The organism is Vibrio sp. GJ43-1, from assembly GCF_055808835.1.
Genome location: NZ_CM147884.1, coordinates 1,151,750 through 1,169,875, shown reverse-complemented (window position 1 = coordinate 1,169,875; position 18,126 = coordinate 1,151,750). Strand labels below are relative to the sequence as shown.

Below are 18,126 nucleotides of genomic sequence, written 5' to 3'. Positions count from 1 at the left end.
TCTTGCAAATAACGGTATTCTGCATTGAAGATATACCCGCGTCGCTACAAGGCTAACTTATAAAGCTCAAATACCTCTTCATAGGTCAACGTTCTCGGGTTACCTCCCATACACACATCATCCATCGCTTTTTGCACCCAACCATCAATATCTGCATGTTCAATACCCAGACAAGCAAGCCCAGTAGGAATACCAACTTCGCTCGACAATTTTCGAATAAGATCAACGGCGAGTGTCGCCGCCTCATGGTCATTTAGCTGAGAGGTATCCCCTCCCATTGCTTCAGCTACTCGGTCTAAAGGCACTTGGTACCGTTTGAGCATTAAATTCGCTCACCACTAAGCAGTAAGATCGCATTACATACACCATGCGCTAAGTTATGCGTTGCCGAAGGCTGATGGGACAAGGCGTGAACGGCGCCTAACCCCGCCGAGTTAAATGACATCCCCGCTAAAAACTGTGCGTCCGCAAGGGCCGAGCGCGCTTCGATGTTCGCGCCTTCTTTTACCGCAACAGGCAACCACTTGGTAATCAACTTCACCGCCTCAAGTGCCGTAGGAAGTGTCAAACGGTGTGCGCCAGGGGTGACAATAGACTCGATGGCATGCGTAAGCGCATCCATACCTGTCGCGGCGGTTACAGATGCCTAGGCAAACCAACCATCAATGAAGGATCATTAACGGCAACGTCTGGAATTTGTTTTGTATCCACTATCACCATTTTGACGTGATTCACTTCATCGGTGATCACCGAGTTAGAGGTCATTTCAGCCGCGGTCCCTGCCGTAGTATTAATAGCAATAAAGAACGCGCCTTTGTTCTTAACTAAGCCGACACCATTATAAACGGTAATGTTCCCGTCATTTGATGTGACAATGCGAATCGCTTTTGCGCAGTCAATCGGGCTGCCACCGCCCACGGCAATCAAGCAATCGCAGGCATTTTTTTGTAAAACTCAGCTCCCTCGTTAACCAGACTAACGGTTGGATTGGGAGTGACATGATCAAACGTGACATAGTCGAAGCCTTTATCATCTAGCGCCTGATAAAGCGAGTCCAATAGGCCTAGCTCAATCAGGTTTTTATCGGTCACTATCATGACTTTCTTCACGGACTGGCCAGCTAATACCGCCACAGATTCTGCCACTGCACCCACACCAGATAATGATAATTTGGGTAAATTTAATGCAAACACCATACTCATTCCTTTACGGTAAGAGCCCGACGTATCGGGCTATTCTCAATGACTTGTTAACTACTTCTCAACTCGTAAGCCGTACGTTTTGAATTTATCTAACACATGGTTCATTTCTTGGTCTGGAAGAACCAGTACGTTTGCTTGAATCGCCGCGCATTTTAGATAAAGCTCCGCCAAGACCTCCGTTTCATGGGCCAGCCACAATGCTTTTTTCAGGTTTTCGCCGACCGTGATCATACCGTGATGCTGAAGAAGAATTGATTTACTTTGGCGAATACCGCCATCTACATAGTCAGCCAGCTCAGGAGAGCCAAAGGTAGCATAAGGCACACAAGGTATTTCCGTTGTGCCCGATGCTGCAACCATATAGTGGATCGCTTGGATTGGACGATTGAGTATAGAAACGGCTGTCGCGTTAATGGCGTGGTTGTGAACAACGGCATGGCAATCCTCTCTTGCGTTATAACATGTTAGGTGGAATGCCCATTCACTAGACGGAATTTTGCCTTCCTCAAACTCACCTTGATTACTCACAAAAACAATATGATCCGGAGTCAGCTTTTCATATTCGATCCCTGTTGGCGTAATCAACAAGCCATCTTCAAAACGAGCTGAAACATTACCCGCTGTACCTTGGTTCAGCCCCAGTTTCGTCATCTCTAAACAGGTATCGATAATGTCTTGTGCTATTTCATTTCTTGTTATTGTCATCGTATTACTTCCTTAAACTGGCGTGACGCCTTTCTTTAAAATGATGTTTCCGTATTTAGCGGTTTCGCCCGTGAGTACAATTGCAAAGCACTTTTCGGCACGCTCGTAAAAATCAAAACGATCCATTTGTTCTAAAGCGGGCTTGCGTATCGTGGTCTTGGTAATGGCTGCCATATATTTAGATTCAACGGTCGGGTCAAGCTGGTCCCCTTCTACCGCCTGCATCATAATGAGAGGGCATTCGCAATAAGCATCGAGCTCAAACAGCGGCAAAGTGCCCGCTAAGAGCGTATCGATATTCACCCCATCCGCTCTTAATACAACATGTGACCCAAACGTCTCTGCGGGAAAATGAGCATCAGCAAATAAGATTTCATCGCCATGCCCCATTCGACTTAATACGGCAAGCAAGTCGGGGCTTATTGCCGGATGTATTCCTTTAAGCATTGTGTGTTCCTTTAAGCATGGTGCATTTCCTCCAATAACTGCGCGTATTGCTCACGGTTCTTTGATGGGGCGACCACTTGATAAGATGGCTTCATATTATCTTGAGCGTGATTGGCATCAATGAAGACCTCTGCTCCAGCAAAGGCGTACATCGCCGCCCCTGTTACCGTTGCTTCTGGTTGTTCAACGACATGGATAGGGATCCCAACAACGTCCGCTCTTATTTGGTTCCACAGCGTATTCTTAGACCCACCACCCACCACCATTAAACACTCGGTGTTTAAGCCGCAAGTCGTGGAAAGCGCATCCAAGCTGCGAGAGAGTTTGACGGCGAGCCCTTCCAGTGCCGCGCGATATATTTCGCCTCTCGTGGTATTAATGGATAAACCGGTAATCGCGCCACTGCCTTGACCCTTTGCATCCAGTAAAAAAGAGGGGTCGAATCTCACGCCATTCGCACCAATAGGCGCAGCTTCCCCTTCAGCGACCATCACGGCGTACTTATTGCCGCTCTCGGCAATATCAGCAAAGTAGGTGTTGGCGACCCACTCCATTACTGCACTAGAGAGCCATTGGATGGCGGGGTTAAACAGGCCGTTTTTCGCGTCCAACTCTGTTGTCATGCCGTCTTTGAGGTAGTCTGGTTTTAACTGAGGGCGTGGCGAACGGGCCATCAAAATCTCCCACGTACCAGAACTTAAGAAAGACTGATTCTCTTTGGCGCCTGAGCCAAATAACGCAAACTGAGTATCATGACCTGCGGAAATCATCAAGCACTTTATTCGGAATGCCTAATAAAAAGGCAACGTCGTCTTGTAAGCGACCTACAATGTCGCCCGCTTCAACCATTGGCGGAAAGTGCGATTTCGTCAGTTCTAAATACTGTAATACTCCTTCATTCCAGTCACCGCTATCGAGGTCGGTCATCATCGACGTCCCAGCCATCGTGCGGTCCGTAGTGAACTCACCCGTTAGCTTTTGAGTCAACATTGAGGAAATAAACACCCATTTGTCCATATTGCGATAGACGCTTGGCTCATTATCTTTCAACCACTTAAGTTTGAATAAAGTATTAAATGAGTAGTCCCCAATACCATTAGCCAAATACAATTCATCGCGGTCAATATCTTGCGCGATCTGGCTCATCACTGGCGCGGTGCGAGCGCATTTCCATGAAATAATGGGATAGATCTGTTTTCCATTTTTATCGAAGGGCGCACCATCCACCCCAAATGTAGTGACAGAAACGGCGACAATATCCGTTGAATTGATTTGAGCCGTCACTTGCTTTGAACATTCAACCAATTTTTTCCATATTTGTTGGAAATCCCAAACATGCTTTGTGCCATTTTGCAGCGTCTCGTTAGCGATATAATGTGACGCAACGATGTCACCTTTTTGATTGATTGCAATTGAGCGAACGTTGGTGGCACCGCAATCAAGAATAATAGCAATCGACATAACTCCCCTTAAGGCCTGCCCCAAAACGGGACAGGCAAATTAGTTACCTACTTAATGACCAATTCATTATTTATAGATAGGGCCGAAGTTTTGACACGCACGGTAATCTTGTCCCTCTACGTCCTGACCAAATGCAGACCAAGTATGTGGGCGGAAAATATCTTGGCTATCAACGTTATGCATAGAAACCGGAATGCGCAGCATGGCGGCAAGCGAAATCAAATCAGCCCCCACATGCCCCGAGGTGATCACACAGTGGTTAGCGCCCCAATTCGCCATGACGTCATAGACGGATTTAAATGTGCCTTCTCCGGTTAAACGTGGCACGAACCAGGTCGTCGGCCAAGTGGCGTTAGTACGTTCGTTTAGAATGTTATGCACGTCTTCAGGCAGTTCAATAGAGTGCCCTTCCGCAATTTGCAGCACAGGCCCCATACTCGGCAATAATGTTGACACGATGCATAGTAAACGGCATGCCACCTTCTGTGAGGAACTGAGATGAGAAACCGCCCCCGCGGAAATATTCTTCGATAGCAGGACACCATTTCGTCGCATTAAGAGACGCTTCCACATCTTCTTGCGTTAATTCCCAGTGCGGCTTCATGGCAGGTTTGCCATCTGCATTTTTGGCTTTACCTGCACCATCTAGCGCAGCAGAACCTGAGTTAACAAGATGCAAGAAGCCTGATTCAGGGCGAGTGCCAGTCACACGCTCAACCGCATCTTCAGACCAATAAGTACGAACATCGTGGAAGACCTGTGCTTCACCCGTCAGTAGTTTGCCAAACATCATGTTGACGCCATTCAATGCATCATTTTCTGTTGCCACACAAATAGGCTCACGAATGCCGTTCCAATCGAATGAAGAGTTTAAAATGGCCTCAGAAAAGTCACCATTGGGTAGATGATCGGTCCAATGACGTTGACCTTGGAAGCCAGCCAATATGGCGTTATGCCCTAGCGACTCTTCGCCAAAACCTTGTTCTTTGAGTTTTGGGTTACCTTGCATCAAATCACGCATGATCATGGTCATCTTAATGACCGTATCCCAATCTTCAGCCTTGCGTTCTTCGGTAAATGGGGTGCCGTTGTAATCTTTGCCTTCTTTACACCAATCTCTCACCCAAGCGCGCGCCAATTCAAATTCTTTCTTGTCGTACACTTCGCGATCCAAACGACGTTTGATTTCCGTCATATCGACATACTCATTACGCATGCCCAAGTATTTCTGGAAGAATTCTGGGTTAACGACTGAACCTGCAATTCCCATCGAGACAGATCCCATAGAGAGGTAAGATTTGCCTCTCATCGACGCGACCGCTAACCCTGCTCGGCAGAAACGGAGAATTTTTTCTTGCACGTCACTTGGGATGGATTCATCACCCGCGTCTTGTACTTCTTTGCCGTATATTGAGAAGGCAGGTAAGCCAACTTGGGAGTGGCCTGCCATCGCAGCCGCAAGATAAACCGCACCTGGACGCTCTGTACCATTGAAACCCCAAATCGCTTTTGGTGTATGCGGGTCCATATCAATGGTTTCCGTGCCATAACACCAACAAGGTGTCACCGTGAGCACAAGGCCCACATTTTCACGTTTAAACTTGTCGGCCGTTGCTGCCGATTCAGCCACACCTCCTATACACGAATCAGCAAGAACACACTCCACTTTCTCTCCACTCGCATGACGGATATTCTCTTGAATAAAATGCGCCGCCCGTTGCGCCATCCCCATGGTTTGTTCTTCTAAAGATTCTCGTACCCCCATTTGACGACCGTCGATAGTAGGGCGAATACCGATTTTAACTAACTGTGACATAATTGATGTTCCTTGTTATTTCTTTGAGTCAGGGGCAAATTGAATACTGCCCCTTTGCATAATGTGTTACTTAACTTGGTAACCCTTTGCGCCGTAGTAGACGAGGTAAACAAAGCCAATGAATGGGATGATAAATGCGGCACCAATACCGGCAGCGTCTGAGATTTGGCCCATGATGGCAGTCAGTACTGCACCACCTAGAATTGCCATAATGAGAAAGCTTCCGCCAAACTTAGAATCTGATCCTAAATCCCTTAGAGAGAGCCCGAAAATAGTTGGGAACATCAGTGACATACATGCCGATACACCCACTAAGGCATAGGCGCCTGCTAGTCCACCTGCAAACATAATGACAGCCACTAACATCGCAGCGATCGCGGCCAATGCAGCAAGTAGTTTTTGTGGTTCAATGTGTTTCATCAGTGCAACACACACCCAGCGCATGAGAGAGAAAATTACAATAGAAGTCAGAAGATACGTTGATGCTTCTGCCTCTGTTCCGCCAACTTCTTGCATCACATAACGAATTGTCCAGGACCAACAGCCAATTTGTGCGCCTACATAGAAGAACTGAGCTAATACACCTTTGGTAAAGTGACTACGCTTAACAATGCGGCGATACGCTTGACCAAATGTTGACTCTCCCGTCGAGCTAGTATCCTTTGCTGACGGCATTTTTGTTTTGAGAATCAATAACCAAATCAGAGCAATAACAACGGCTACGCCGAGATAAGGCATCATCACTGCGTACAATTCGTCGGACTGAATTTGTGCTAGCTCATCCGCCGCCATCACAGCACGTTCACTATCCGTTGCAGGGTTAAGTTGCGATAAGATATAAAACTTGCCGATCAATACCCCTGTGATCGAACCAATAGGGTTGCAAGCTTGGGCAATATTGAGACGCCGTGTTGCGGTTTCTTCAGGACCCATAGTCAAAATATAGGGATTGGCACTGGTTTCTAGAATGGAGAGACCACCTGCTAGAACAAATAACGCTAACAAGAATGGTAAGTATTCCATGGCTTGCGCAGCGGGATAAAATAGCAGCGCACCAGTTGCAAATAACCCTAAGCCTAAAAGCACTCCTGCTTTGTAGCTATATCGCTGTATAAAAAGTGCAGCGGGTAAGGCTAAACAAAAATAAGCACCATAAAAAGCCGTTTGAACTAAACCAGATTGCATATCAGTTAACGTAAATACTTTCCGAAATTGTGCAATAAGCACATCCGTCATATTATTTGCCAACCCCCACATTGCAAAACAACTACACAGCAGCCAGAAGGCAAATTTGATTTCCTTTGGTATTACCTCTACTTTATTATTCCTCTGAGATTCAGACGAACTTATATTGAGAGTATCAGTCATAAGATATCCTTATTAATAATCACATTATTGATTTGATTTATATGTTATTGTATTTCACGTTATTACAAGTCGGTAATTACCACATCCACCGACTCACTATCACATATTTTAAGAAGACTTCTCTTTTTATATTTTGATTTATCAGCAATGAGAATAACTTGCTGAGAAATCTCAATAAAACTTCTTTTTATTTGATAGTTATATTCATTTGAGTCCCAAACCCCCGAGTCATAATCAAACCCTACGCAGGAAAAGAAGCAAACATCTACCGACATATTCGCCAGAGTATCTACGGCGAGCGGACCATAAAAGCTGCTGTACTTCTCGGAATAGCTTCCGCCAGTACAAATGACATTAATGTTATTTTTCCCTTCTAAAGCAATAACATTCTGAAGAGAGTTGGTAATAATTGTACAACTTATGTTGGGAATTTCTCGTGCTAAGCACCAACTTGACGAACTCGCATCTAACCCAATTACCATGCCTTCTTGAATATAATCCAGAGCTTTACTAACCAGTAATTCTTTTTCTTCTAAATAGTCTTTAGCTCGAGCATGAAAAGAACGGCCCTCATCAATTTCTTGAACACTCACTGCCCCACCGTGAACTCTTTTAAGCGCACCGGATTCATCAAGCTTTTTTAAGTCACGACGAATAGTTTCAACAGAAACATTAAATGCTTCGGCTATTTCCTCAACCGTGGCACTTCTTTGGTCATTAACGAGTTCAACAATCTGCTTAGGCTTCTCATAATTGCTCCCTTTCTGGCTTGATTATTAATTTACCAACGAAAAAGGTGCAAAACTGTGACCGAATCGTCATCACGCCCGCTATTGACCATTTTATGACTAGTATTGTGGAGTATCAGCCATAAATGCCCGAGAATTTAAAAAACGGTCAAAAAAGATAATGCATTACTCGTTAGCAAGTCAGTACTTAACTACCTGTTTATAAATGAAACCTCTGGTTTTATCACTGAGTAATAAAACTATGGTGTGTAAACTTCTTTTTTGAAAATGGCAGGAATATCATGGGAATTTTATTTAACTAGTGTGACATAACTAAATAACAGAGCCTTTTACCAGCTCAGGTTTACTCTATTGGCTCAGCTTAATCATTCTCAGAACGTCTTATTATCACCACGTATCACGCTTCATCCAAATTTGTAGCATCATCGAAAATGGCGCGCTGAAACGCTTTAGTTCTATCATTGCAGGTTGTTGAGGTTATCAACTCAAGTATCTTCTGCTTTCTCTATATATGGAAACGCCCAAAGTTATTAGCTTTGGGCGCATCTTCTAGCAACATTAAAGACCCTAACACTCAATTAGCTTGCGCCGCAACGTAACAAATTAACTCGACATTCCACCACTAGCACTGAACCCGCTTAACTGTATAACTGCCACATATGACCATTTGCTACCCAGTTATTAAGCCGTGACTATTTCATGGAATGAAGCCCAACCATGTTACCCTCACTATCACAAAAAACACTGATAAAGCCATGTTCACCAATGGCCATTTTCGGGACTTGAACTTCACCACCATGAATCGAAACTCGAGATTCTTCTTCGGCACAATCTTCACATGAGAAATACACAAGAGTGCTATTGCCGCCCGCTTTTACGTGGCTCATATGTGCAAGAGCGCCACTTGCACCATAGCGATCCATCGTATGGGGGAAGCACCACATCTCAATCTCCATTTTGGCCGGACTTTCTAGCTTCTCGAGTTTTATATCAAACACTGATTCATAAAATTTTCTGGCTCTAGCCATATCATCGACATAAATTTCAAACCATCCGACTGGATTCAATAACATAATTTATTCCTTAGCTGAAAAAGCAAACCGTGATTATCAGCTTAGCTTAGGAATTAGAATTCGTGTGGATGTGTCTTTTCCTAACACCAAGAAAAGTGGCGCGCCACACCGCCGAATGTGAAACGTCGCCTTAATACCTTAATACCTTAATACCTTAATACCTTAATACCTTAATACCTTCGTTAGACTCGTGCAGATTAAGTACCCGAATCTCGCGAAATAGTGCCGGATTTTTTAATATCTTGTTCATCATAGCCTTGCTCTTTAACAGCTAAACCCAAACGTTTAGCGTTAACTCTTCCATCTTGGGCTAAGTCGATAAACTGCTGCCCTTGATAACCTGGATACAAACTCATTTACATGGCTACTCCAATTGAAAAACGCCTTCAATAGGATAGTGATCGGATAGAGGAGTTGGAACGCCGTTAATATTAATATTCCAATCGGTAATGACGCTCATCGATAAAGGTAGCAACTTCTCTTCTAAAAAGTAGTCCAATCGCGCAGAGGGCTCATCGCCACCAAACCTTCTAGCAAGTGCGTTAGTGGTTGGATCATAGGTGTAGCCGTCTAGCTTAGAATGTAAATCTAACCAAGAATCTGTCGTTTGGCTAAATATGTGCATCATTTCTGAATGTTCCGTGGAGTGACCGGGGACATTTAGATCGCCCGTTACTATTAGTGGTAGGCTGCTGTGCCATCCATTGATAAACGCTTCAATTTGCTTAAATTGCTCGTTTCGAACATTTCGGTAGTCATGGCTTTCGGTATCTGCTTGAGTATGACTAAATATGAAACGTACTCTGCGGCCATTTTCTACCTCGATAATAGCGAAGATAAAACCTTTATTCGATAATGCATCTTCACCACTCGAGTCTTCAAACGCAACAAAACCATGGTCATTGGCATCTACGGGCTTAGATGACAACAACAGTAGCCCTGAACCCATGGAAAACGGGCCATTTCCATCGCTAATGTGGTGGGGGTACTTATCTTTTAATGCTTGGATGATGGCCTTTTGGCTGGTTGTGGACCAAACCTCAGAAAGCATCACCATATCACTCTGACTCGTTCGAAGTCGTTCTATTATCCCTTCAAGCCTCGCTTTATCATGAAAGGTTAGACTTCCAATGATTTTAGCAACGGCCGTTTTATAGAAGAGATGGGTATTGTAAGAAATGAGGTTGAAGGTTGCCATTTTTCGTATCCTTTCCGCCTTAAAAATTAGGCCCTCCATAAATGAAGGGCCTAGCCTGCATTAACCAATACAATTAATGTATGGTTTACCGTCTTTACACCCTTTGCTACTCATACCAAAAAAGCAGTATTTGCTCATACAATCATCGCCACAGCATTGTTTATTGTGGCCAGACGGGATTAACCCTTTGCTCTGTGTATTTTGACGAGAGACATGTCTTGCAATTGGACTAGATTGATTTGGAAGTTTCATATTAAGTTCCTTTTTATATCGGAGTGTTTGCTTGCTCTTACGAGCACAGGTTTATATAAGTCACATGACTTGTATAATATTTAAAATTAACCATATATCAGATATGTACAACAAAAACAAAAGCGTTAATGGGCAGTTCAGTATTGGCACTTCCCTTTAAACTTTACATCACCTTCTATATATTCCGCTTTAATAAAAGCGTTTTTTGTCTTTCTGCTTTGCACTAATTTAAGTATTAATTCTTCGTTATATTTAAACAGCATTTTTTCTTCGTTTACCGACGATGAACGCTCGTAATAAGTAACATAACTAGACGGTGAGCTGCTCACTCTTTCTATAGCGAGCACTGCGGTTCCTAAACCGAGCCCCGTAGGCTTACTCGACTCTACTTTTATATCAATAACACTATTATTATCGGCGCTAACGTGGCAATTTAGTGAAGTATTCGCAGCGACATTAGACGTATTAACTAGAGATATCATTGCTATTAGCAATGTCATATAACACTTCATCGCATTAACCATTTCTGTTGGTTTTAAATTGAATCAGATTATTTAACCTAGCAGCACGTCGGCTGCATGAAGAGCAAGACTTAAACCCCATCTTACTGGTTAATTTCTGTATTGAGTCACCTAGTCCAATATCCTCAGAAATTGGTAAGCTAATATTAAGGGATGCTTTATCCCTTTGTACGGGTTGTGTTTGCTTAGGAATAGCCATGAATTCACCTTTTATCATCTCAAATAGGGAATACGAGGCAGCGTCTTATCTTAATAGGGTAACTTGCTGCCTCTAACGCTGTTTTTATGGCAATGTCATACTTAACATGAACCAAAACACTCTTTCGCTACGCGTTGGCCAAGTACGGTGACTGTGGCACAAGCTCCCGTTGGAATGCCAAATTTAGTACATACATCGATACAGGCTTTAGCCGCAGTACCCGACGGGAATGGCGTTTTTACTGGTATACACTGTTTTCCGACAACAGGAATGTCGATACACACCTTCCCTTGATTATCGATATCTGCGCTTACACACGTATCGCTTTGTGAAATGGCTCGATTGTCATTAGATGCAATAGAGTAATGTCCTGATCGGATCACTGGTGTATGTTGTTGAGGAAGCATAATTTAATCCTTTCTATTTTTGTGCTTAAAAGTAATGGCGGGACTTGTCTATCGCTTAGACCAAGAACGAACTTCACCGATTGTGACCGGAATGTCGCCACTCACATCAACGGTAAATCTAAATATTTTATTAGCAATCAATGTATTAGTAGGATTAAAGAAGCTGATTTCCACATCATAACAGTCAGAATCAGGGCGGCTAACTGGGCTCTTTTGAACGGAGATATCGTCAAGTTCAAGTTTTCCTTTGGTCGTACTTTCAATGACTTGACTCACTTGGAATGCATTGGTCGCTGAGTAATTAAGTGCTCGTTCTTCCGGCGACATGCCCAAATTACGTAAATCGTAGTAAACGCGGCTAAGAAAATTACTCAACCCTTCATGATGCTCGTCGTATTGAGTTTGATCTGCGCCAGATTTAGTCGGTCTCTTACCAAGTACGTTATCCACTAGCGCTTTCGTCGACCAACTGTATATACCTCGCGGATTCGGTACGATTAAGGGAACAGTTTGTCCAGAAGACAGCGTGATAGAGCCGGATGTAATACCAGGAATTGATACCAGTTCAACACCTTGACTCATTTGCTCTTGTAGCGCTTCTCGAAGTTTTTCATAGCCAATATTCGCAAATGGACCAATCGGTTGAATCGCATAAATTGGGGTTACGTCTAAATTCAGAGTCCAAATGAGTGACTGTGCTTCATACGGATTCTGATCTAAATAGCTGAGTATCGCTTCTGTATCATATGGGTTGTTTTTCCCGAATGGCATATTTTGGATGAAGGCATCTTTGCGGGCTTCTGTTCCAAAATCAAAATCTATAGAACCTAAGGCATACACAAGAGAGTTTCGGTCACTAGACGGCTCTGAAGAACACCCACAGCCAGAGGGCGTGAGTTCCGCTTCTGCCGCTGGTATCAGTTTTTCCTTATCATGAACGGTGGCTGCTTTCACCTCAGAAGTACTTTTCACCTCAGAAGTGCTCTGCTCTTCCTTGGATTCTCGTTCATTTACCGAGCAAGGCTCGATAACAAGTTCTTTTGGCTGATGTGTGTCCATTTCGTTAGTCATCATTTGTATTCCTTTATCAAATAGAAGTTTTAGTGTGTTGGTGAGGTTTAATGTTCCCGCTAAATACTTATCGCAATAGGCAGCCTGCTCGTGTCCTGATGTACAGCTGTCCGTACCCGACAAAATTGCTTGTCGTACAGCGAGCGGGTTGATGGTTTGGTGTCGTTCAATTTGTAAACTCACAAGAAGCGCGGCGAAACCCGTTGTAATTGCGGTAGCAAAACTGGTTCCGGATAATCGCCCGTACTGGTTATCTGGGAAGGCACCGTTAATATCTTTCCCATAGGTCAAAATGCCATTTTTCTTATATTTGCTTCCCCAGTTACTTGAAGGCAAAGGGATACCTTTCTCGTCCGTCGCGCCAACAGCGAGTGTGGAATCGATAGCCGCGGGGATATTTAAGCACTGACAGCCGTCATTACCGACGGCCGCAATTAGGAGCACCTTATTTTTTTCACAGGCCTCTAGGGCATTTTTTAGAATTGGATGGACGTTCCCAGAGTTTTCCAGTTGACCACCACTTATATTGATAATGTGTGCTTTTGCTTCAATGGCTTTCATGATCGCCCTTGCCAAGTCAATCTGGCTGCAAGGTGAAACGACACCATTGTTAAGTTGCGAGTAAATGGGAATAGAGATGCCACTGCATTTTGGGGCCAGCCCCTTGATAGGAGTACGGTGATCACCAAATATGACACTGCATATATGTGTACCGTGTTGTGATGGTATGGCACTATTTTCAAGCGCAATGGTCGTCAATTGAGAAAGGCGGGCGGCTTTTAGGCATTCATGCTTGGTGTCAACGACACCATCAAGTACTGCAATTCTAACGTCGGGGTGGCCCGTTGTTTGTTCCCACAACGTATTTAAACTATCAATATTATTGTTTTGTTCAGCGTGCAACATAGACTCTCTACCTAATAGTAATCGTATATCTAATGCTTAAAGTTGTTTATCGCTTTAAATATCGTGACTAGAAGTTAGTCTAAGTTGGTAAATAAATTTATTACCTCGCTATTACACGAGAAGGTAAGCCTGAAATGATGACTTAATTAACAAGCACCATAGTAGGCTTAAGAAGGGAGAAAGAATGACGTCTAACGGTAACCATCCTCTAAAACAGCTAACTTCCACTTATACATCGGTAACATGTTCATTTAACGATGTAAAAGTGGAAGTACAGAATTAACACTAATTGAGTCAAACTTCTTGATGTTTAATTCAATATGCTCTGAAATTTGGCGTTAAACATCGCTCTTAAGGACTTTGTATGCATTACAGGCCACCAGCTAAGTCTAAAAAATTACCTGTGGAGAATGATGATTTCTCTGAAGCAAGCCAGTAGATGGCTTCAGCGACCTCTTCTGGCTCTCCACCACGCTGGAGGGGGATTATACTTTTCAGCCTTTCAACCCTTTCCGGCTCTCCGCCATCAGCGTGCATTTCAGTATGAATTAGACCAGGGCGCACACAATTCACTCTAATGCCTTCAGAGGCGACCTCTAGTGATAAACCTTTTGTGAGAGTATCAATAGCGCCTTTTGACGCAGCATAATCGACATATTCATTCGGTGACCCAGAACGAGCGGCACCAGATGAAACATTTATGATCGCACCACCCTTACCACCATGACGTGTAGACATTCGCTTTACGCCTTCCCGACTGCATAAGAAATAGCTCGTTACGTTGTTCGTTAAGATTGTATTAATTCTATCTGCAGTCATATCTTCAAGGCGACATTGCTGACGAAGAATACCTGCGTTGTTTACCACAACAGATACTTGCCCTAGTTCACGATCAATACGTTCAAATAACTGTACGACCTCGTGTTCATCAGAAACATCAGCTTGAGCCGTGATACATTGACCGCCATTAGCGGTAATTTCTAATGCTAAGTTCTCTGCTGCAAGAGCGTTGGACTTGTAATTGATACATACCGCGTAGCCATGAGCAGCAAACAACGTCGAAGTGGCGGCTCCTATTCCTCGACTGCCGCCTGTCACTAAAACAACTTTTGAACGACTCATAAACTATCCCTGTATGATGAATTTGCAGTAACGCCATATTTGTTTATTCTACATTCTGCTCAGCGACTTGCTAGCCAGTGTTTGCATCTCGCCCGCCAGCACTAGTGACAATGATTCCATCACCGAAATATTCATAACCATCTGACAAGACTATTGAATCGGTACTTTCTTTAGCCACGCCAATGAATCACTCGCTTAGCGCCAAAACATCGCAGCGTGAGGCGCAGATGAAATCATTTTTGTGCAAGCCTTTGATTGAGTGGCTCCACCATGTCACGGTGACTTTGCCCCATTCCAATACAATGGAAGGGTGATGAAACTGATCTTCCGCCAACTCTGCCACTTTATTGCTAAATGCCCACGCCTGCTTGAAGTTCTTAAACTTATATACCTTTTCAAGCTGTGGGATGCCGTCTCTTTCCACGATCTGCCAGCCAGACAACTCCAATAGTAAGGATTGTTGATCATCGTTATTAAGCGCAATGGCATCGATACTGCAGGCTTCGCATTTTTGTTCATTCAACATGTACAGGTTCCTTGGGTTCAAAAAGTGGGGGGAATAATCCCGCTTCGGCCGCGAGATCAGCTTGCTGTAATAGGTTTATCTGACTGATTTTAAACAGCTCAGATAGCGCCCCGATCACATAATATTTAGGCTGCATAATATCGATACGGTAAGGGGTTCTTAGGACCGTTTGTAAATCAAACTCATCACGAATCGCCACCTTCCCTTCCAGCGCATACATGGTTTCTGCCGGAGACGAAAGAATACCGCCGCCATAGACTTTTAGCTTTTGCCCTTCTTGGACTAAGCCAAACTCAACCGTAAACCAATACAAACGCGCAAGATAAGCACGTTGCTTGGGGGTTGCCGCCAATCCTAGTTTTCCATAATGCTCTGTAAAAGCGGCAAAATCGGTATTGGTCAACATGGCACAATGGCCAAAAATTTCATGGAAGAAATCTGGTTCTTGTAAATAATCAAACTCGTCTCGCGTCCTCAAAAAGGTCGCAACAGGAAATCGCTTGTTGGCAAGCAACTCAAAGAAACGGTCAAAATCGATCAACGCGGGAACAGGCTGTACCTGCCAATCGGATTGTTTCCTTAAGTACTTTATTTATTTCAGGTAGCTGAGGCACCCTATCTAGTGGTAGATCAAGCAGGGTCAAACCATGTAAATACGCATCGCAAGCACGGTCATTGATGACGTTCAGTTGCCTTGTCACCAAGTCGTGCCAAATGGCGTCTTCTTCGAGGCTCCACTCAACCCATCCCTCTTGGCTCACAGGCTTTGAATGATATTGAGTCATTGCACACCTCCTTACGAATGTCTTCTTTTAAGCCTATCTCCACTCGTGATAAGCGCCAATTTGCGCCACTTTTCGAAACCAGCCTTCATGTAACATTTTGTTTACACAGTTCTGTTAGGCGCTTATTTTGCTGATCTTTTGACTTTGTAAAGCCTAAATACCAGACTGAAAACGTTAACTTTTTGTTAAAGGCAGAGAATGCACCAACCCAATAAGCCAATTTGGCAACCAAGCGACCAACGCATCGCGCAAGCCAATGTCACCCGATTTATGGATAGCCTCAATCAGCAAGGCGTACTTGAGGGAGCGTTACAAAACTACACGGCGCTTCATCAATGGTCTGTGGAACAGCCCGAGTCATTTTGGCAGAACGTATGGCAGTTTTGTGGCATGGTTGGTTCGCAAGGCGACCACTTTGAGGCGCAAGATAATGGTATTAAAGAACCAGGTTACCGAATTAAAGAACCAAGTTATCGGGTTAAAGTGCAAGGCGAGAGCCGCTGGCAGCAGCCAAAATCTCATCGTGATGCCGTTTGGTTCCCAGACGCGCAAATTAACTATGCAGAAAACTTGCTCGATTCAGCAAAGGCGTTGCCAAACGAGCTTGCGATTTGGTTTGAAAATGAGCGTGGCGAGCAACAAAGCTACACGTGGCAAACTCTCTGTGAGGAAGTCTCTAGCGTTCAACAATGGCTCATAGATTGTGGCGTGCAACCCGGCGATGTGGTTGCAGCCTACACCCCTTATCTGCCGCAAACCGTAATCGCAATGCTTGCCACCACCAGCTTAGGAGCAATTTGGACCTCCACGTCGCCGGACTTTGGCGTAGAGAGTGTGATTGAACGATTTGGCCAAGTGAAACCCAAGGTTCTGTTCACCTGCGATGGCTACACCTTCAATGGCAAGACGTTCGATATGACTAACAAAAACCACGACGTCATTGAGCACCTAAATGGGCTAAAGCGAGTATGCTCGATTCGCTATTTGAAACAAAGCGGCTACTTAAAACAGACCCCGTATTTGAAACCGAGCGACGAGTTGAATCAGCATCGCATTGAGACGGATGTATCAACCCAAAGCTGGCAAGACATCATCAATCATTATCCACCACAACCTTTGTGTTTTACTCGTGTAAATTTCAACAGCCCACTGTTTGTTTTGTACTCTTCTGGCACCACGGGCAAGCCCAAATGCATTGTGCATTCCGTTGGTGGCACCACCATCAACCACCTTAAAGAGCATCAGCTTCATTGCGACATTAAGCCGAAAGATCGCGTATTCTACTACACCACGTGTGGGTGGATGATGTGGAATTGGCACGTCTCTGCGCTCGCGAGCGGCGCCTGTTTGGTGATTTTTGATGGTAGCCCGGTTTATCCGCAACCTAATGTTCTGTGGGATTTAGCGCAGCGCGCTGAAGTATCGACATTTGGCACCTCAGCCAAGTACTTAGAAGCGATTGAGAAAGAAGAACTTTCTCCCGTCAAGAGTCACTCTCTTCCTCAGTTAAGAACACTCTGCTCGACAGGTTCGGTGCTCTACCCAGAACAGTTTGATTACGTCTACAAGCACATCAAGCAAGATCTGCATTTAGCGTCTATTTCTGGCGGTACGGATATTTGTGGCTGCTTTGTATTGGGTAACCCTATCTCCGCTGTTTATCGAGGAGAATGCCAGCAGGCGGGGCTTGGAGTCGATATCAAGGTGTTCAATTCATCGGGTCAAGAAGTCAATCAAGAACGTGGCGAGTTGGTGTGCACCAATTCCCTTCCCAACTTCCCTGCTGGCTTTTGGAATGACACTGGCGAACGTTATCACCGCACTTACTGGGACAAATTCGACAATGTCTGGCACCACGGTGACGAAGTTGAGCAAACTAGCCGTGGTGGCTACCGGTTCTACGGACGAGGTGACACTACCCTAAACCCCGGAGGCGTAAGAATTGGTACCGCCGAGATCTATCAGCAGGTGAATACCATCGAGGGCGTCGTTGATTCCATCGCCGTAGGGAAAGATATCGACCGCAATGAGCAAATATGGCTGTTTGTTCAACTGCAACAAGACATGATTTTGAGTGACGAATTACTGGCAACCATCAAGAATAAACTCAAATCTGCTTGTTCACCGAGGCACGTTCCAAGCCAAATATTTGCTATCAGCGATGTGCCCAAAACACGCTCTGGTAAGCTGGTGGAGTTGGCAGTGAAACAGATTATCAATGGCAACAACGTAGAAAACCTCGGTGCGATTGCTAACGCCGAGGTTCTAGAAGAGATAAAACAAGTTATTGCGCCTTGATGCTCCTCGCTTACAGAAAT

General features: G+C 44.5%; 15 protein-coding genes and 5 pseudogenes. 1 reads left to right on the top strand and 19 read right to left on the bottom strand.

Annotated features, from left to right (window positions below; genetic code table 11):
- Positions 1-44: 44 nt before the first annotated feature.
- The 19 genes and pseudogenes from AC0L66_RS05695 to phhA form a co-directional block, all read right to left on the bottom strand.
- Positions 45-1,196 (bottom strand): annotated as a pseudogene (locus tag AC0L66_RS05695) (iron-containing alcohol dehydrogenase).
- Positions 1,197-1,253: 57 nt separating this feature from the next.
- A complete protein-coding gene (locus AC0L66_RS05690) occupies positions 1,254-1,907 on the bottom strand; it encodes an L-fuculose-phosphate aldolase (RefSeq protein WP_473568674.1) in 654 nt (217 codons plus the stop codon).
- A 12-nt stretch (positions 1,908-1,919) separates the two neighbouring features.
- Positions 1,920-2,354 carry an L-fucose mutarotase gene (fucU, locus tag AC0L66_RS05685; RefSeq protein ID WP_473568672.1) on the bottom strand — a complete coding sequence of 145 codons (435 nt, stop codon included), beginning with the start codon at positions 2,352-2,354 and terminating at the stop codon, positions 1,920-1,922.
- Positions 2,355-2,365: 11 nt separating this feature from the next.
- Positions 2,366-3,815: pseudogene (gene fucK / locus AC0L66_RS05680) on the bottom strand (L-fuculokinase).
- A gap of 66 nt (positions 3,816-3,881) precedes the next feature.
- Positions 3,882-5,631 (bottom strand): annotated as a pseudogene (locus AC0L66_RS05675) (L-fucose isomerase).
- A 66-nt stretch (positions 5,632-5,697) separates the two neighbouring features.
- Positions 5,698-6,867 carry an L-fucose:H+ symporter permease gene (gene fucP / locus AC0L66_RS05670; protein ID WP_473568670.1) on the bottom strand — a complete coding sequence of 390 codons (1,170 nt, stop codon included), beginning with the start codon at positions 6,865-6,867 and terminating at the stop codon, positions 5,698-5,700.
- A 194-nt stretch (positions 6,868-7,061) separates the two neighbouring features.
- Positions 7,062-7,592 (bottom strand): DeoR/GlpR family DNA-binding transcription regulator, encoded by a 531-nt coding sequence (locus AC0L66_RS05665; RefSeq protein WP_473568668.1) that lies wholly within the window; start codon positions 7,590-7,592, stop codon positions 7,062-7,064.
- A pseudogene (locus AC0L66_RS05660) lies at positions 7,593-7,733 on the bottom strand (DeoR family transcriptional regulator); the annotation flags it as partial.
- A 707-nt stretch (positions 7,734-8,440) separates the two neighbouring features.
- Positions 8,441-8,821, bottom strand: a complete 381-nt coding sequence (locus AC0L66_RS05655; RefSeq protein ID WP_265673275.1) for a VOC family protein — start codon at positions 8,819-8,821, stop codon at positions 8,441-8,443.
- 197 nt (positions 8,822-9,018) lie between these two features.
- The gene (locus AC0L66_RS05650; protein ID WP_473568665.1) at positions 9,019-9,177 is read right to left on the bottom strand and encodes a hypothetical protein; all 159 of its coding nucleotides are present in this window, start codon (positions 9,175-9,177) and stop codon (positions 9,019-9,021) included.
- Between the two features lie 8 nt (positions 9,178-9,185).
- The gene (locus AC0L66_RS05645) at positions 9,186-10,019 is read right to left on the bottom strand and encodes an endonuclease/exonuclease/phosphatase family protein (protein WP_473568664.1); all 834 of its coding nucleotides are present in this window, start codon (positions 10,017-10,019) and stop codon (positions 9,186-9,188) included.
- Positions 10,020-10,079: 60 nt separating this feature from the next.
- Positions 10,080-10,271 (bottom strand): hypothetical protein, encoded by a 192-nt coding sequence (locus AC0L66_RS05640; RefSeq protein WP_265673273.1) that lies wholly within the window; start codon positions 10,269-10,271, stop codon positions 10,080-10,082.
- A gap of 137 nt (positions 10,272-10,408) precedes the next feature.
- Positions 10,409-10,771: a hypothetical protein gene (locus AC0L66_RS05635; protein WP_473568662.1), complete on the bottom strand. Its 363-nt coding sequence runs from the start codon at positions 10,769-10,771 to the stop codon at positions 10,409-10,411.
- 16 nt (positions 10,772-10,787) lie between these two features.
- On the bottom strand, positions 10,788-10,991 hold the full coding sequence (locus AC0L66_RS05630; RefSeq protein WP_265673272.1) for a hypothetical protein: 204 nt from the start codon (positions 10,989-10,991) through the stop codon (positions 10,788-10,790).
- Between the two features lie 101 nt (positions 10,992-11,092).
- Positions 11,093-11,398, bottom strand: a complete 306-nt coding sequence (locus AC0L66_RS05625; protein ID WP_473568660.1) for a hypothetical protein — start codon at positions 11,396-11,398, stop codon at positions 11,093-11,095.
- A gap of 48 nt (positions 11,399-11,446) precedes the next feature.
- Entirely contained in the window at positions 11,447-13,375 is a 1,929-nt protein-coding gene (locus AC0L66_RS05620; protein ID WP_265673270.1) for a PatA/PatG family cyanobactin maturation protease, read from the bottom strand.
- A 369-nt stretch (positions 13,376-13,744) separates the two neighbouring features.
- On the bottom strand, positions 13,745-14,497 hold the full coding sequence (locus AC0L66_RS05615; protein ID WP_473568658.1) for an SDR family oxidoreductase: 753 nt from the start codon (positions 14,495-14,497) through the stop codon (positions 13,745-13,747).
- 187 nt (positions 14,498-14,684) lie between these two features.
- Complete coding sequence (locus AC0L66_RS05610; protein WP_265673268.1) at positions 14,685-15,023, bottom strand: 4a-hydroxytetrahydrobiopterin dehydratase; 339 nt, start codon at positions 15,021-15,023, stop codon at positions 14,685-14,687.
- A pseudogene (phhA, locus tag AC0L66_RS05605) lies at positions 15,013-15,808 on the bottom strand (phenylalanine 4-monooxygenase). The gene AC0L66_RS05610 and the pseudogene phhA overlap by 11 nt, the downstream one beginning before the upstream one ends.
- 198 nt (positions 15,809-16,006) lie before the next feature.
- Here phhA and AC0L66_RS05600 point away from each other — a divergent pair.
- A complete protein-coding gene (locus AC0L66_RS05600; protein ID WP_473568656.1) occupies positions 16,007-18,106 on the top strand; it encodes an acetoacetate--CoA ligase in 2,100 nt (699 codons plus the stop codon).
- The last annotated feature ends 20 nt before the right edge of the window (positions 18,107-18,126 follow it).

Coding starts and splice junctions, on each gene's coding strand:
- AC0L66_RS05690 (WP_473568674.1), bottom strand. CDS start 1,907: ATGACAATAACAAGAAATGAAATAGCACAAGACATTATCGATACCTGT.
- fucU (WP_473568672.1), bottom strand. CDS start 2,354: ATGCTTAAAGGAATACATCCGGCAATAAGCCCCGACTTGCTTGCCGTA.
- fucP (WP_473568670.1), bottom strand. CDS start 6,867: ATGACGGATGTGCTTATTGCACAATTTCGGAAAGTATTTACGTTAACT.
- AC0L66_RS05655 (WP_265673275.1), bottom strand. CDS start 8,821: ATGTTATTGAATCCAGTCGGATGGTTTGAAATTTATGTCGATGATATG.
- AC0L66_RS05650 (WP_473568665.1), bottom strand. CDS start 9,177: ATGAGTTTGTATCCAGGTTATCAAGGGCAGCAGTTTATCGACTTAGCC.
- AC0L66_RS05645 (WP_473568664.1), bottom strand. CDS start 10,019: ATGGCAACCTTCAACCTCATTTCTTACAATACCCATCTCTTCTATAAA.
- AC0L66_RS05640 (WP_265673273.1), bottom strand. CDS start 10,271: ATGAAACTTCCAAATCAATCTAGTCCAATTGCAAGACATGTCTCTCGT.
- AC0L66_RS05635 (WP_473568662.1), bottom strand. CDS start 10,771: ATGACATTGCTAATAGCAATGATATCTCTAGTTAATACGTCTAATGTC.
- AC0L66_RS05630 (WP_265673272.1), bottom strand. CDS start 10,991: ATGGCTATTCCTAAGCAAACACAACCCGTACAAAGGGATAAAGCATCC.
- AC0L66_RS05625 (WP_473568660.1), bottom strand. CDS start 11,398: ATGCTTCCTCAACAACATACACCAGTGATCCGATCAGGACATTACTCT.
- AC0L66_RS05620 (WP_265673270.1), bottom strand. CDS start 13,375: ATGTTGCACGCTGAACAAAACAATAATATTGATAGTTTAAATACGTTG.
- AC0L66_RS05615 (WP_473568658.1), bottom strand. CDS start 14,497: ATGAGTCGTTCAAAAGTTGTTTTAGTGACAGGCGGCAGTCGAGGAATA.
- AC0L66_RS05610 (WP_265673268.1), bottom strand. CDS start 15,023: ATGTTGAATGAACAAAAATGCGAAGCCTGCAGTATCGATGCCATTGCG.
- AC0L66_RS05600 (WP_473568656.1), top strand. CDS start 16,007: ATGCACCAACCCAATAAGCCAATTTGGCAACCAAGCGACCAACGCATC.